The sequence below is a fragment of the Kerstersia gyiorum genome, assembly GCF_048595715.1.
GTDB classification, from domain to species: domain Bacteria; phylum Pseudomonadota; class Gammaproteobacteria; order Burkholderiales; family Burkholderiaceae_B; genus Kerstersia; species Kerstersia gyiorum.
In genome coordinates this window covers 3450114-3463453 of the sequence record NZ_CP169556.1, presented here as the reverse complement: position 1 = coordinate 3463453, position 13340 = coordinate 3450114, and the positions used below count along the sequence as shown (strand labels likewise).

Sequence of the window (13340 nt, the reverse complement as noted above, 5' to 3'; positions counted from 1 at the left end):
ACTCTCCGTGGGATGCTGGGGAGGCCGGGCGCGCACAAAAAAGCCCGGCCTGAAGGTGGGCCGGGCGTGTGATCTTTTGCTGCGTAGGGCTGGCATACAGGAGCGCCAGCCGAGAGGTCGTCACCAACACCCGGACATGCTGCGCCACCAGCGCCAGCTGGCGCGTGCGGAACGGGATGCGGGTGCGATGAACATGGAATTCGGGTCTGGTCTTTTCTGTGGTCAGGGCTGGTTGCGGCGGGCAATCCACCCGGCGGCTTCCAGCAACGTGTCAACTATACCATCGACATCCAGCGTCTGCACATCCAGCCCTTCGTTGTAGCCGTAGCTGACGGCCAGCGCGGCGCAGCCTGCGGCGCGCGCCGCCTGGGTGTCGTTGATGGAGTCGCCGATCATGAGCGCCTCGGCCGGTGCCACGCCTGCCAGCCCGCAGGCATGCAGCAGCGGTTCGGCTTCCGGTTTCTTGCGTGCGCAGGTGTCGCCGCATACCACGATGGGGAAGTACCCATCCAGGCCCATTCGAGCCAGCAGCGGCGGGGTATAGGCCTGGGGCTTGTTGGTGACCACGGCCAGCGGCAGGCCCTGGGCGCGCATGGCATCCAGGCCGGCGATGACGCCGGGGTAGACACGGGTATCGGCGCCGTTGAGTTCGCGGTAATGCCGTTGGAAACACGCCAGCGCATGCTCGAACCCGTCGGGCAGGGGGCCTTCAAGACTGGCGTCGCCGGTCATGGCCCGCCGCACCAGGACCTGCATGCCCTTGCCGACGAAAGTCGCCAGCAGCGCCAGGGGCAGCGGCGGCAGGCCGAGGTCGGCACGCATGCCGTTGGCGGCGTTGGCGAGGTCTGGAATGGTGTCCAGCAGGGTGCCGTCCAGATCCAGCAGGACCAGCTTGATGGCGCTCATGTCAGCTTCCGGCTCAACAGGTTTGCAGGCTGCCGTCCACGCGTGCCATTTCGGCGCGCATGGCGTTGATCACGGCGGCGTAGTCGGGCTTGCCGAAAATGGCCGAGCCTGCGACGAAGGTGTCGGCACCGGCTGCGCGGATGGCGCCGATGTTGTCGACCTTGACCCCGCCGTCGATTTCCAGGGCGATTTCCTGGCCGCCCTGCGCCGTCCAGGCGTCAATGCGGGCACGCGCCTGGCGCAGCTTGGGCAGGCTGGACGGCAGGAAGGCCTGGCCGCCGAAGCCGGGGTTGACCGACATCAGCAGGACGAGGTCGAGCTTGTCCATGACATGGTCCATCCAGTCCAGCGGCGTGGCAGGGTTGAAGACCAGGCCGGCCTTGCAGCCATGGTCGCGAATCAGTGACAGCGTGCGGTCCACGTGGCGCGAACCTTCGGGGTGGAAACTGATGATATCGGCGCCCGCCTTGGCGAACATCGGGATCAGGGCATCCACCGGTTCGACCATCAGGTGCACGTCGATCGGCGCCTTGACGTGCGGGCGGATCGCTTCACAGACCAGCGGGCCGATAGTCAGGTTGGGAACGAAATGGTTGTCCATGACGTCGAAGTGGATCCAGTCCGCGCCAGCGAGCAGGACATTGCGCACTTCTTCGCCCAGGCGGGCAAAATCGGCGGACAGAATGCTGGGAGCGATGCGGGCGGGCGGCAGGGACGTTTGTTCTGGCATGATAGCGGCCTGGAAGGCAATGAATGGCGGTGCAGTGCGCCGCGCTGTAATGGCGGATCATATCTGGCGGACGGCGGCCCATTGGCCGCGATCCTGCTGTATTGCCGCCGGGCATGGCTGGGCACCGGTTTGGCCGGTGACGCCAGATGGGCCAGGCAGGCAGCCGACATTATTGCAGTTTTGGGGGGCAGGGGTCGCGTTTTGCGCCGTTCGCAGGGCGGCCGCGGCCATGTGAGGGACTAGGGGGAAGATTTTCATGCGAGACAAAACATATGACCTGACGGTGACCGTCGTGCCGCGCTATGTGCCCGAGCAATCGCAGCCGTCGGCGGACGAGTATCTGTTTGCGTATACCGTGACGATCGCCAATACCGGTACGCGCCCGGCGCAGGTGATCGCGCGCCATTGGGTGATTACCGATGCGCAGCAGCACCAGCACGAAGTGCGCGGCCTGGGCGTGGTGGGCAAGCAGCCACTGCTGGCACCGGGGGAGTCCTTCGAGTACACCAGTGCCTGCCCCTTGCGGACTCCTGCGGGAACCATGCGTGGCACGTATCATTGCGTAGGTGAGAACGGCATCCCCTTCGATGTCGCGATACCGGAATTCATGCTGGCAGTGCCCAGTACGTTACATTGACCCTGAGCCACGGCACGCGGAAAAACTTCGCGCGCCGCTGTTATGGCGGTCCTATAATTGTTCAAGAACTTACCGGGCGGTTCATGAAGCTGACGCGTTTACTTCCATTTTTGATAGGTGGCGCCGCATTGCTGGCGTCTTGTAGCACGACGGGGCCTGTGCCCGAGGGCGGCCCGCCCTCGGGGCAGCCGGCGACCGATGTGGTGACGGGCGAGGCAGCGCCTGAGGCGCGCAGCCTGTTGCCCTTGCGGGTGCCCCCCTTGTCCAGCCTGCGCGATACCACGGCACGCCGTCTCGATGGCGGCTGGACGCGCGCCGATTGGTCGGAAATGCCTGGCTGGAGCACCGAGCCCATGGACCAGGCCTGGGTGGCCTTCCTGCGCAACTGCGCCGGCCTGATGCGGCCCACCGGCGGTTCGCTGACGGCGCCAGCGCGTGCCGCGCCGCGCCCCTGGCATGCGGTGTGCGCTGCCGCCGCTGATGCTTCCAAGGCGCCGGACGCCAACGACCCCGCCGCCATTCGCCGCTTCCTGCAACAGCATTTGCAGCCCTGGCGCCTGGACGAAGGCAAGGGCGCTGCCGCCAATACCGTGACGGGCTATTACGAGCCGCTGGTGCGCGGTTCGCGCGAGCGCGGCGGCGTTTACCAATGGCCGCTGTATGCCGTGCCGGCCGATCTGCTGACGATAGACCTGGGCGCGGTCTATCCCGAACTGGCAGGTAAGCGCGTGCGCGGCAAGCTCGTCGATGGCCGCCGTGTGGTGCCCTATGACACCCGCGCCGAGATCGCCGCCGACAGCGCGCGCCAGCCGGCTGCAATTGTCTGGGTGGATGATCCTGTCGATGCCTTCTTCTTGCAGATTCAAGGCTCGGGCCGGGTGCTGCTGACCGACGGTCCGGACAAAGGCAAGACCTTGCGCCTGGCCTATGCGGATCACAACGGGCGGCCATATGCGTCGATAGGCCGCTGGCTGGCGGATCAGGGTGAGCTGACGCTGGCCCAGGCTTCGATGCAGAATATCCGGGCCTGGGCGCGCCGCAATCCGGCGCGTGTGCAGGAAATGCTCAATGCCAACCCCGCCATGGTCTTCTTCCGCGAGGAAACCATCGTCGATCCGTCCGAGGGCCCCAAGGGTGCCTATGGCATTCCGCTGACGGGGCAGCGCTCCATCGCAGTGGATACCCGCTATGTGCCGTTGGGCGCGCCGGTGTATCTTGCCACCACGCTGCCGTCGTCCAACCAGCCGCTCAACCGCCTGGTCTTCGCGCAGGATACCGGCGCGGCGATCAAGGGTGCGGCGCGGGCGGACTTCTATTGGGGCTTTGGCGACGAAGCGGGTGAACAGGCCGGCCGCATGAAGCAGCGCGGCCGCATGTGGGTGCTTTGGCCCAAGACGGCCGGGCAGCCGGCAGCACGATGATGGGCGGCATTGTTATCTGCGGCGCCGGCAATGCCGGGCTGGCAACAGCCCTGGCCCTGGCGCGCCAGGGCCAGCGTCCGGTGATTCTGGCGCCACGCCGGCCCGTGCCGCCGCCCCAGGCGGACGTCTATCATGCACGTGTCTATGCCATTTCTCCCGCCAGCCAGGCATTCCTGCAGGAATTGGGGGTCTGGGAGGCGATGGAACCCGGGCGCGTGGCACCCGTGGCCGGTATGGACATCCATGGTGATGCCGATGGCCGCCTGGACCTGCACGCCTGGCAGGCGGCACGCGACGCATTGGCCTGGATCGTCGAATCCAGCGAAATAGAGCGTGCGTTGCAGCAGGCCGTGAGAGTGTTCGGCCTGGAATGGCGCGACGAGGAAGCCGTGCGCTATGACGCCGGGGTGCTGCATACCAGCAAGGGCGCTGCCTTGCAGCCGGATCTGCTGATCGGTGCGGACGGCGCGCGCTCGCTGCTGCGGGCGCATGTTCCCGACGTCAGTTCGCGGGCCTATGGCGCCACCGGCCTGGTGGCGCACCTGGATGCCGAGTTGCCGCACGGCGGTATCGCCCGGCAGTGGTTCCGCGATGATGGCGTGCTGGCCTTGCTGCCCATGCCGGATACCGCGCAGGGGCCGCAGGTTTCGATGGTCTGGTCGATGAAGGATGAACACGCGCAGGCCATGAAAGCCTTGCCGGCGGACGAGGCCGCGCAGGCCTGGTCGCGCCGCCTGGCGCAGGCCACCGAAGGGTGCCTGGGCAACCTGGCCCTGCGCAGCGCCGTGCACGGCTTCCCTCTGACGCTGGATCGCACCGGCATGATCGGCGAGCGCCTGGCGCTGGTGGGCGATGCTGCACATCGGGTGCATCCGTTGGCCGGGCAGGGCTTGAACCTGGGCCTGGGCGATGCGCGTGAACTGGCGGCCATTGTTGGCGGCAGGGAAGATTTTCGCACCGCTGGCGACCCGCTGCTGTTGCGGCGTTATCGTCGCAGGCGGGCTGAGGCCGTGGGCGCGATGGCGCTGGCGACCGACGGCCTGCAACGCCTGTTCGATGCGCAGCCAGCGCCGCTGGCGTGGCTGCGCAACACCGGCATGTCGCTGGCAGGGCGCCTGCCAGGGGTGCAGCGCTTGTTGATCGAACAGGCGTCGCGCTAGGAATAACAGGGATGCGTCCCGGGAAGTCTCAGGAGAAACCCGTTCATGTCAGTCAATTCAATCCGGCGCTGGCGCGCCGCTGCCGCAGCCGCTTTCGTGGTCTGCATGATGGGCGTGCTGGCGCCGGCGGCCCAGGCGGCGAAGGCCACCGAGCCTGCGGTTGCCGAAGCGGCCACGATCAGCCGCCTGTTCGCGCAGCGTTTCGACGGCGTGCAACCGGACGAAGTGCGCAGCGTCGGCTATGGGCTCTATGAGGTGCGGATTGACGACAGCCTGTTCTATACCGATGCCGGCGTCAGTTACTTGATGCAGGGCTACCTGGTGGATGCGGCGACGCGCCGCAACCTGACCCAGGAACGCATGGATCAGTTGTCCGCCATTGACTTCGACCAGCTGCCGCTGGACCTGGCGATCAAGCAGGTGCATGGAGACGGCTCGCGCCGCCTGGCTGTGTTCGAAGATCCGAACTGCCGTTTTTGCAAGCAATTGCGCCAGACGCTGGCGGATATCGACAATGTGACGGTCTATGCTTTCCTGTTCCCCATTCTGTCCCAGGATTCGCATGACAAGTCGCGTGCGGTGCTGTGCGCCAAAGATCCTGGGGCGACCTGGGACGCCTGGATGCTGAAGGGAATCGCGCCCCGGGCCGAAAACTGCGATGCGCCGCTGGATCAGTTGCTGGCGCTGGGAAAGCGCCTTAATGTGCGCGGTACGCCCGCCGTTTTCTTCGAGGACGGAACGCGCGCGCCCGGTGCGCTGCCCGCCGATGAATTGCGGGCGCGTCTGGATCGCGCCCAGCAAGCCACACGCTGAACCTTCAGCTGCCCCCGCCAGATATCAGGAAGCCGAATATGTCTTTGCCACCAGTTTTTCCCGCGCAAGTCATCGCGCGATGGCTCTTGATACTGGTGTTGGTTGCCGGCGTCTATTTCTTCGGCAGCTTCCTGGTGCCGGCGCTGGCCGCGCTGATCATAGGCATCGCTTCCTGGCCCCTGTATTCACGCTGGGTGAGGGTTTGCAATGGGCGCACTGCGCTGGCGGCGACCTGCGCGCTGCTGGTCGTTATCCTGGTGTTGATCGTGCCGCTGTCGCTGGCGCTGTCCTACGCCATCCAGGAGGCAGGTAATGTCCTGGGCTGGCTGCAGGGTGCCAACCGCAACGGCCTGCCCGTGCCGGAGTGGCTGCCGGCCCTGCCGGTGGTCGGCGAGCGCTGGGCGGGCTATTGGCAGGAACACTTGGGCGAACCACATGCGCTGGGCTACTGGGTGCAGGTTCTGAGCGGGCAGCATCTGGGCAACATCTACCGCTGGGTGCTGTCGGCTACCGGCAATCTGTTCCATCTGGCGCTGACGGTACTGTTCATGCTGATCACGCTGTTTTTCGTTTACAAGGACGGGACCGCTGTCGTGGCGCAGCTGGACCTGGCCGGCGAGCGGATTTTCCCGGCGCGCTGGCAACAGTTTTCGCGCATGGTGCCGGCGACCATCGGTTCGACTGTGACCGGCATGGGGGTGATCGCCATTGGCGAAGGCGTGGTGCTGGGTATCGCGTACTGGGTGGCGGGCGTGCCGTCGCCGGTGCTGCTTGGCGTGATCACCGGTTTCATGGCCTTGATTCCTGGCGGCGCCCCGTTGTCCTTCACCTTGGTCTCGCTCTACTTGATGGCGTCTGGCGACATCGTTGCCGGCGTGGGTCTGCTGGCCTGGGGTAGTATTGAGCTGTTCATCGTGGACAAAACGTTGCGGCCGCGCCTGGTGGGCGGCCCGGTCAAGCTGCCGTTCCTGCCGACCTTCTTCGGCCTGGTGGGCGGGGTCAAGACCATGGGCTTCGTCGGTCTGTTCGTCGGGCCGGTACTGATGGCGCTGCTGGTAGCGATGTGGCGCGAATGGCTGCGCAATATCCGCGCCGAGCGGGCGCGCAAGCAACAGGGCCGGCTGCCGCAGGAGCGCGGCAAGGTCCAGGCGGAAGGGCAGGACGAAGGGATTTGACCTGTTCCGGTGTCGGGGCGGGAATTTTTCACATCGCGAGGACAGCATGAGTATCAGCATTCGCCAGAACGACAAGGACGCGCTGCGCCTGACCGCAGTCGCGGCAGGGCACGAGTTGGTGCTGGATATGCCCGCACCCCAGGGCGAGGGGCCGGATCCGCATGATTACTTCGATACCGCGCTGGGTGGCTGCAAGGCCATGACGGTGCTGCTGTATGCGCGCCGCAAGGGCTACCCGCTGGAACATGTCGCCGTGAATGTCGAGCGCGACGCCAGCCGCGAACGCGAGGGTGTCTATGGACTGTCCGTGACCCTGACGCTGCAGGGGACGCTGGACGAGGCGCAACGGCAGGACCTGCTGGCCATTGCGGACCGCTGCCCCATTCATCGCCTCATGACCCAGGCCGACATCGAAGTCAGCACGCGCCTGGGCTGAACCCCGCAGAGTTGGCTGCGCCCGGACGCGGCCCCGCAAGGCGGCCAGGCGCTTGTCGGACCTTCATGAAACATGGCGCAGGAGCATGCAGCTCCTGCGCCATGTTTCATTGCTGCAAGGCAGTCGGTCAGGCCTGCATGCCGGGCACTACCGTGGAGAAGCCTGCATCGACGTGGGTGATTTCACCCGTGATGCCGGCTGCCAGGTCGGACAACAGGAAGGCGGCGGCGTTGCCGACGTCTTCGATGGTCACGTTGCGGCGCAGCGGCGCGGTCTGTTCGACGAACTTCAGGATCGAGGAGAAGTCCTTGATGCCGCTGGCTGCCAGGGTCTTGATCGGGCCGGCGGAAATACCGTTGGCGCGGATGCCCAGCGGGCCGAGGTTGTTGGCGAGGTAGCGCACGCTGGCTTCCAGCGATGCCTTGGCCAGGCCCATGGTGTTGTAGTTCGGCACGACGCGCTCGGAACCCAGATAGGTCAGGGTGAGCAGCGAGCCGCGACGGGCTTGCAACAAGGGCAGTGCGGCCTTGGCCAGTGCCGGGAAGCTGTAGGCGGAGATGTCGTGCGCGATGCGGAAACCTTCGCGCGACAGGCCGTCAAGGAATTCGCCGGCGATGGCTTCGCGCGGCGCAAAACCGATGGAATGCACCAGACCGTCCAGGCCGTCCCAGCGCTCGCTCAGTGCCGCGATGGCGCCGTCGATGCTGGCATCCTCGGCGACGTCGCAAGGCAGCACGATATCGCTGCCGAAATCGGCGGCGAATTCCTTGACGCGGTCGGCGAAGCGGTCGCCGACATAGGTGAAGGCCAGTTCCGCGCCTTGCTGATGGCAAGCCTTGGCAATGCCGTAGGCGATGGAGCGGTTGGACAGGACGCCGGTAACGAGAATGCGCTTGCCGCTAAGAAAACCCATGTGTGTCTATCCTGAAAATTAACGAAGGCAGAAGGGCCGGGCAGGGCCGGCCGCATGGCAATCATACCGCCCGGCTTGCGCCGGGGGCGGGAAAGGCGCGCTCAACCGCGCGAATTGGTGCCGGGGATGCGCAGCTTGCGGCCGACGGCCAGGTTGCTGCCCTTGAGGTTGTTGAGGCGGCGCAGCGTGCTGACATCAGTGCCGTAGCGGCGTGCAATGGCGGACAGGGTGTCGCCCCGGCGTACCGTGTGCGAGCGCACGGTCGCAGCGCGGGAGTTGCTGGCAGCCACCGGTGCGACCGGCGCCAGCGAGGCGAACTTCACCTGGTTGCCCGGCTTGGCAGGCAGCAGCAGCGGCTGGCCGCTGGCCGTGCGCTGGCGTGCGCCCAGGCCATTGAGGCGGCGCAACTCGGCTTCGGAGATGCCGTGTTCGCGGGCGATGTCGCGCAGGGTTTCGCCGCGTTTGGGGTGGTAGGTCTTCCAGGCGCTCAGTTCACCTTTGTAGGTGTTGAGATTGGCATAGAACACCTCGACCCGGTCCAGCGGCAGGATCAGCGTCGTGCTGTCCGAGCCCGGAATGATAGGCAGGTTGTAGGACGGGTTCAGCGCACGGAATTCGTCCAGCGGCATTTCCGCCAGCTTGGCGGCGATGTCGATGTCGATATCGCGCGTTTTGGCGATGGTCGTGAAATACGGCGAATTGGGGACTTCCGGCAAGGCGATGGCGTACTGCTGGGGCATGGCCACGATGTTCTTGATGGCCTGCAGCTTGGGCAGATAGTTGCGCGTCTCGTCCGGCATGTTCAGCGACAGGTAGTCCGTCGGCTTGTTGTCGGCTTCGTTGCGGGCCATGGCGCGGCGTACCGAGCCTTCTCCCCAGTTGTACGAGGCCAGCGCCAGGTGCCAGTCGCCCTGCAGTTCGAACAGGTATTCCAGGTAATCCAGCGCTGCCCGAGTGGAGGCGATGGGGTCGCGGCGTTCGTCACGCCACCAGTCCTGTTTCAGGTTGAAGTTCTGGCCGGTGGCCGGAACGAATTGCCACAGCCCGGAGGCATGTGCGCGGGAATAGGCGTCCGGGTTGTAGGCGCTTTCGACGAACGGCAGCAGCGCCAGTTCGGTCGGCAGGCCGCGGCGGTCGATTTCATCGAGGATGTGGTACAGGTACTTGCCGGCGCGGTCTGCCATGCGCTGCACATATTCGGGGTGGGCGGCGTAGTAGTCCGTCCACTTCTGGACCAGCGGCGTATCCAGGTTGGGGATCGCGAAGCCCAGGCGGATGCGTTCCCAGGCGTCGGAGGCCGGGCGCGTCAGGTCGATGATGCGCGAGCTGTCGGCCATGCGTGCCTGGAGCAGCGTGGCGCGGTTGGATCTCTGCGGGGGCGGGGAAGAACGGGCGATCAGCAACGATACCGGGTCGTTGTCCTGGGCAGCCTGTTGTTGGGGGGCGCTGGCGCAACCGGCCAGGACTGCCAGGCACAACGGTAGGATGAATTTGATCAGGTTCATGCAGATAGGTGGCGAATTCGTTAGGCGCAGCAGGTACGGCCAAGGCCGCGCTCAGGCTGCATTCTTCCATTCACGCAAGGCGGCGAAGATGTCCACACTGTTGGAAAGCGAGCGCTGCGCCCATTGTTGGGCAGCCTGCATGACCTGGGGATCGCCAAGGCGGAGGAAGGGATTAATCTCGTATTCTAGTGCGAGCTGTGTGGGTAATGTTGGAATTCCGTGTTTTCTGAGCTCGGATGCACGATTTTTCCATTCTTTTAACGTCTGATTACCCGGATCGACGCTAGCTGCCCAGGCCAGGTTGGATAGCGTATATTCATGGGCACAGCAAACCAGGGTCTCTGGCGGCAGACCGCTGAACTTCGCCAGAGAGTCATGCATCTGGCGCGGTGTGCCTTCGAACAGACGGCCGCAGCCGGCGGAAAACAGGGTGTCGCCACAGAACAGCAGCGGCTGTCCTGCCAGTTCTCCGGCATAGGCGATATGCCCGGCGGTATGGCCGGGAACGTCCAGCACGCGCAGCGCCAGGGCCGGGTCCTCGAACACGACGCTATCGTTCTCGCGCAGCAGCACGTCACAGTGCGGCAGTTGTTCCGTTGCCGGGCCATAGACCCGGGCACCGGTGGCCTGAACCAGTTCCAGCACGCCTCCGACATGATCCGCATGGTGATGGGTGAGTAGAATGGCAGCTAGCTGAAAAGGGTGGCGTTCCAGGAAATCGAGCACAGGACGTGCTTCGCCCGGGTCCACCACGACGGCCTGGCTTGAACCGGCGGCCAGCCAGATATAGTTATCCCGCAGTGCGGGCAGCGGGATCAGCGCGCCGGGAGCGACAGCGTCGGCGGTAGGGGGCGTTGTCTGAAGAATCATGGGGATATGTTCCAGTGACTGACGAAAGCACAATCAGTAAATTGGGCGAGTGGCTGGCCACGCCGCCAGGGGAATATGTCCGCGCCTGGGAGCAGGCCCAGTTCGATGCCATGGTAGCCGATGTTTTTGGCTATCAGGCCTGGCAAGTCGGTATGCCGCAACTGGATGCGCTCAAGGATAATCGCATGCCTTTCAAGGCCTATGCCGGCCTGGTGCTGCCGGGTAAGGGAACAGGCGCATGGCAGGCGCAAATCCAGGCCGATCCGGAGGCCTTGCCATTCGATGCGCAAAGCATAGACCTGCTGGTGCTGCCGCACGTGCTTGAATTCGCCAGCCGTCCGCACGAGGTGCTGCGCGAGGTCGATCGCGTGCTGGTGCCGGAAGGGCGGGTCGTGATTTCAGGTTTCAATCCGTGGAGTCTCTGGGGATTGCGGGAGTCCATTCCCGGTATCGACCCGTGGCTGCCGCATGCCCAGGCCGCGCAGGTGTCGCTGGTGCGCCTGCGGGATTGGTTCAAGTTGCTGGGCTTCGAGGCGGAACGCGGCCGCTACGGCTGCTACGCGCCGCCGTGCCGGACGGAAACCTGGTTGCAGCGCTGGCACTTCATGGAATCGGCGGGTGAGCGCTGGTGGCCGTTCTGCGGTGCGGTCTATGCGGTATCGGCAGTCAAGAAGGTGCAGGGCGTGCGTCTGATCGGCCAGCCCTGGAAGAAAAAAAAGCGGCGTATGCCGCGTGGCGCCCGGGTGGCCGGGGCCGCCAGCATGGAGCCGGCGGTTGCGCCGCAGGCACTGCCTGCGCGTGACATGCCGGTGGACAAGGATAATCGGTGAAGGCAATGGCAGGAAATACGGCAGCATCGGCCCAGACGGCCAAGCAGGTGGAAATCTGGACCGACGGGGCCTGCAAGGGCAATCCCGGCCTGGGCGGCTGGGGCGCGCTGTTGCGCTATGGCCGGCACGAAAAGCCCATGTGCGGGGGCGAGCGGGAAACGACCAACAACCGCATGGAAATGATGGCCGTGATCCGGGCGCTGCAGGCGTTGCGCGAACCGTGCCGGGTGACCTTGCATACCGATTCGCAGTACGTCATGAAGGGCATCACGGAGTGGATGCCCAACTGGAAGCGCCGGGACTGGCGTACCGCAGACAAGAAGCCGGTCAAGAATGCAGATCTCTGGAAAATGCTCGACGAGGAAGTCGGCCGCCATGATGTGACCTGGCGTTGGGTCAAGGGGCACGCCGGGGACCCGGGTAACGAGCGTGCCGATCAGCTGGCTAACCAGGGAGTGGACTCGGTGCGCGGCACTGCCGGGCAGGCTGCTGCCGAGGCGGCGCCGACGGCTGCCGGTGACTAGCCAGGCGGCCCAGGTGCGGCGGCGGGCAATCAGCGCGGCGCCCGGCTTGTTTTACACTGATGTCTTTCCGGCAGTGCCCTGCCTGTTTCTATGAGTGAGGAGTCTTGCCCGCATGCGACTGATCGTACTGGATACCGAAACCACCGGCCTGGAACCGGCGCAAGGGCATCGCATCGTTGAAATCGGTGCCGTGGAGGTCGATAACCGCATGGTTACCGACAACTACTACCATCAATATCTGAATCCCGACCGCGACAGCGACCCCGAGGCCCTGGCGGTGCACGGCTTGACCACGGAGTTCCTGTCCGGCCATCCCCGTTTCGAGGAAGTGGCCAGGGATTTCGTGGAGTTCATCCGCGACGGCGAGCTGTTGATCCATAACGCGGCCTTCGATATCAAGTTCCTCGATGCCGAACTGCAACGGGTAGGCCTGGGCAAGGTGCGGGATTATTGCGCCAAGGTAACGGACAGCCTCATGGTGGCGCGCGAGATGCATCCGGGCAAGCGCAATTCGCTGGATGCGCTGTGCGACCGCTACGGCATTTCCAATGCGCACCGTACGCTGCACGGGGCCTTGCTGGATACTCGCCTGCTGGCGGAAGTCTGGCTGGCCATGACGCGTGGCCAGGAGTCGCTGCTGGGTGATGTCGATGCTGCGGATAACCAAGCCAGCGGCAACGCGATCCAGTTCCGCAGCGGCAGCGACGATTTCGACCCGTCCAGGCTGGCTGTCCTGCCAGCGGGCGCCGACGAGATACAGGCGCACGCGGATTACCTGGCGGCGCTGGACAAGGCGGTCAAGGGGGAGTGCGTCTGGCGGCGCTATGAACCGCAGTCCGAAGCTGCGCAGTCCTGACAGGCCGATGTGAGACCAGTGCCGATTTGTGTTTCTCTGTGCTGGCCGTCCTGTGGCGCAGGCTGGTTTGTCGGCCATGCAAGAAAAAACTTGCTGCTTCGGTGATTACGATGCTATTATTTCTTTCTCTTCGAGGTTTGAAGAAATCTGGGCGGTTAGCTCAGTGGTAGAGCACTGCCTTCACACGGCAGGGGTCACAGGTTCGAACCCTGTACCGCCCACCAGATTCATGTACGGAAACGTACGGCAGAAACCTGTATGGCATAGCCATGCAGGTTTTTTTGCGTCTGCGGCACTGTATCGGGCCATGAAGCATGGGCACGATGGTCGCGCCTGTCGAAGATACCAAAGGGATGAGCCCGTAATCGCAGCGGTTCGGCATGGAGTGGCCCAAGTGGCTGCGTTTCGCACTGGTGCTGGCCGGAAGCGGTATCCTGGCCTGTGTGCTGGTCAGATTCGCCGAGCTGCTGTGGAAGTTCGTTCTGTGCCTGATTGTGATCGGCGTGGTTTGGGTCATCGGCGCGGTCATCTGGCGCATTGTGTAAGGGCGCATCGTCTAAGCGT

15 protein-coding genes and 1 tRNA gene are annotated in these 13340 nt (G+C 64.8%); 11 read left to right on the top strand and 5 right to left on the bottom strand.

Annotated features, from left to right (window positions below; translation table 11 throughout):
• Positions 1–222 precede the first annotated feature (222 nt).
• Positions 223–906 (bottom strand): phosphoglycolate phosphatase, encoded by a 684-nt coding sequence (locus ACEW7X_RS15145; RefSeq protein ID WP_130486483.1) that lies wholly within the window; start codon positions 904–906, stop codon positions 223–225.
• A gap of 13 nt (positions 907–919) precedes the next feature.
• The gene (rpe, locus tag ACEW7X_RS15140) at positions 920–1618 is read right to left on the bottom strand and encodes a ribulose-phosphate 3-epimerase (RefSeq protein ID WP_253100126.1); all 699 of its coding nucleotides are present in this window, start codon (positions 1616–1618) and stop codon (positions 920–922) included.
• Between the two features lie 274 nt (positions 1619–1892).
• Between rpe and apaG the strand changes: the two genes are divergently transcribed.
• The 6 genes from apaG (at position 1893) to ACEW7X_RS15110 (ending at position 7278) form a co-directional block, all read left to right on the top strand.
• On the top strand, positions 1893–2273 hold the full coding sequence (gene apaG / locus ACEW7X_RS15135) for a Co2+/Mg2+ efflux protein ApaG (protein WP_068367399.1): 381 nt from the start codon (positions 1893–1895) through the stop codon (positions 2271–2273).
• 83 nt (positions 2274–2356) lie between these two features.
• A complete protein-coding gene (locus tag ACEW7X_RS15130) occupies positions 2357–3694 on the top strand; it encodes a murein transglycosylase A (protein WP_420177386.1) in 1338 nt (445 codons plus the stop codon).
• Positions 3691–4854, top strand: coding sequence for an FAD-dependent monooxygenase (locus tag ACEW7X_RS15125; protein ID WP_068367819.1), 1164 nt, complete (start codon positions 3691–3693; stop codon positions 4852–4854). Before ACEW7X_RS15130 ends, ACEW7X_RS15125 begins: the two co-directional genes overlap by 4 nt.
• 45 nt (positions 4855–4899) lie before the next feature.
• Positions 4900–5667, top strand: a complete 768-nt coding sequence (locus ACEW7X_RS15120; RefSeq protein ID WP_068367395.1) for a DsbC family protein — start codon at positions 4900–4902, stop codon at positions 5665–5667.
• A 38-nt stretch (positions 5668–5705) separates the two neighbouring features.
• Positions 5706–6842: an AI-2E family transporter gene (locus ACEW7X_RS15115; RefSeq protein ID WP_127775255.1), complete on the top strand. Its 1137-nt coding sequence runs from the start codon at positions 5706–5708 to the stop codon at positions 6840–6842.
• Positions 6843–6888: 46 nt separating this feature from the next.
• Complete coding sequence (locus ACEW7X_RS15110) at positions 6889–7278, top strand: OsmC family protein (protein ID WP_420177385.1); 390 nt, start codon at positions 6889–6891, stop codon at positions 7276–7278.
• Between the two features lie 127 nt (positions 7279–7405).
• On the opposite strand, the gene fabI is transcribed toward ACEW7X_RS15110, so the two are convergent.
• The 3 genes from fabI to gloB form a co-directional block, all read right to left on the bottom strand.
• Positions 7406–8191, bottom strand: a complete 786-nt coding sequence (gene fabI / locus ACEW7X_RS15105; protein WP_134838886.1) for an enoyl-ACP reductase FabI — start codon at positions 8189–8191, stop codon at positions 7406–7408.
• A gap of 101 nt (positions 8192–8292) precedes the next feature.
• Positions 8293–9696 carry a LysM peptidoglycan-binding domain-containing protein gene (locus ACEW7X_RS15100; RefSeq protein WP_068367389.1) on the bottom strand — a complete coding sequence of 468 codons (1404 nt, stop codon included), beginning with the start codon at positions 9694–9696 and terminating at the stop codon, positions 8293–8295.
• A gap of 51 nt (positions 9697–9747) precedes the next feature.
• Positions 9748–10566 (bottom strand): hydroxyacylglutathione hydrolase, encoded by an 819-nt coding sequence (gene gloB / locus ACEW7X_RS15095; RefSeq protein WP_134838885.1) that lies wholly within the window; start codon positions 10564–10566, stop codon positions 9748–9750.
• Between the two features lie 14 nt (positions 10567–10580).
• On the opposite strand from gloB, the gene ACEW7X_RS15090 reads away from it, so the two are divergent.
• The 5 genes from ACEW7X_RS15090 to ACEW7X_RS15070 all read left to right on the top strand — a co-directional run bounded on the left by ACEW7X_RS15090 (position 10581) and on the right by ACEW7X_RS15070 (position 13321).
• The gene (locus ACEW7X_RS15090; protein WP_127775250.1) at positions 10581–11396 is read left to right on the top strand and encodes a class I SAM-dependent methyltransferase; all 816 of its coding nucleotides are present in this window, start codon (positions 10581–10583) and stop codon (positions 11394–11396) included.
• 5 nt (positions 11397–11401) lie between these two features.
• A complete protein-coding gene (rnhA, locus tag ACEW7X_RS15085; RefSeq protein ID WP_134838884.1) occupies positions 11402–11920 on the top strand; it encodes a ribonuclease HI in 519 nt (172 codons plus the stop codon).
• Between the two features lie 112 nt (positions 11921–12032).
• Positions 12033–12776 carry a DNA polymerase III subunit epsilon gene (gene dnaQ / locus ACEW7X_RS15080; protein WP_068367381.1) on the top strand — a complete coding sequence of 248 codons (744 nt, stop codon included), beginning with the start codon at positions 12033–12035 and terminating at the stop codon, positions 12774–12776.
• 149 nt (positions 12777–12925) lie between these two features.
• A tRNA-Val gene (locus tag ACEW7X_RS15075) sits at positions 12926–13000 on the top strand.
• 156 nt (positions 13001–13156) lie between these two features.
• Positions 13157–13321, top strand: a complete 165-nt coding sequence (locus ACEW7X_RS15070; protein ID WP_167731919.1) for a hypothetical protein — start codon at positions 13157–13159, stop codon at positions 13319–13321.
• The last annotated feature ends 19 nt before the right edge of the window (positions 13322–13340 follow it).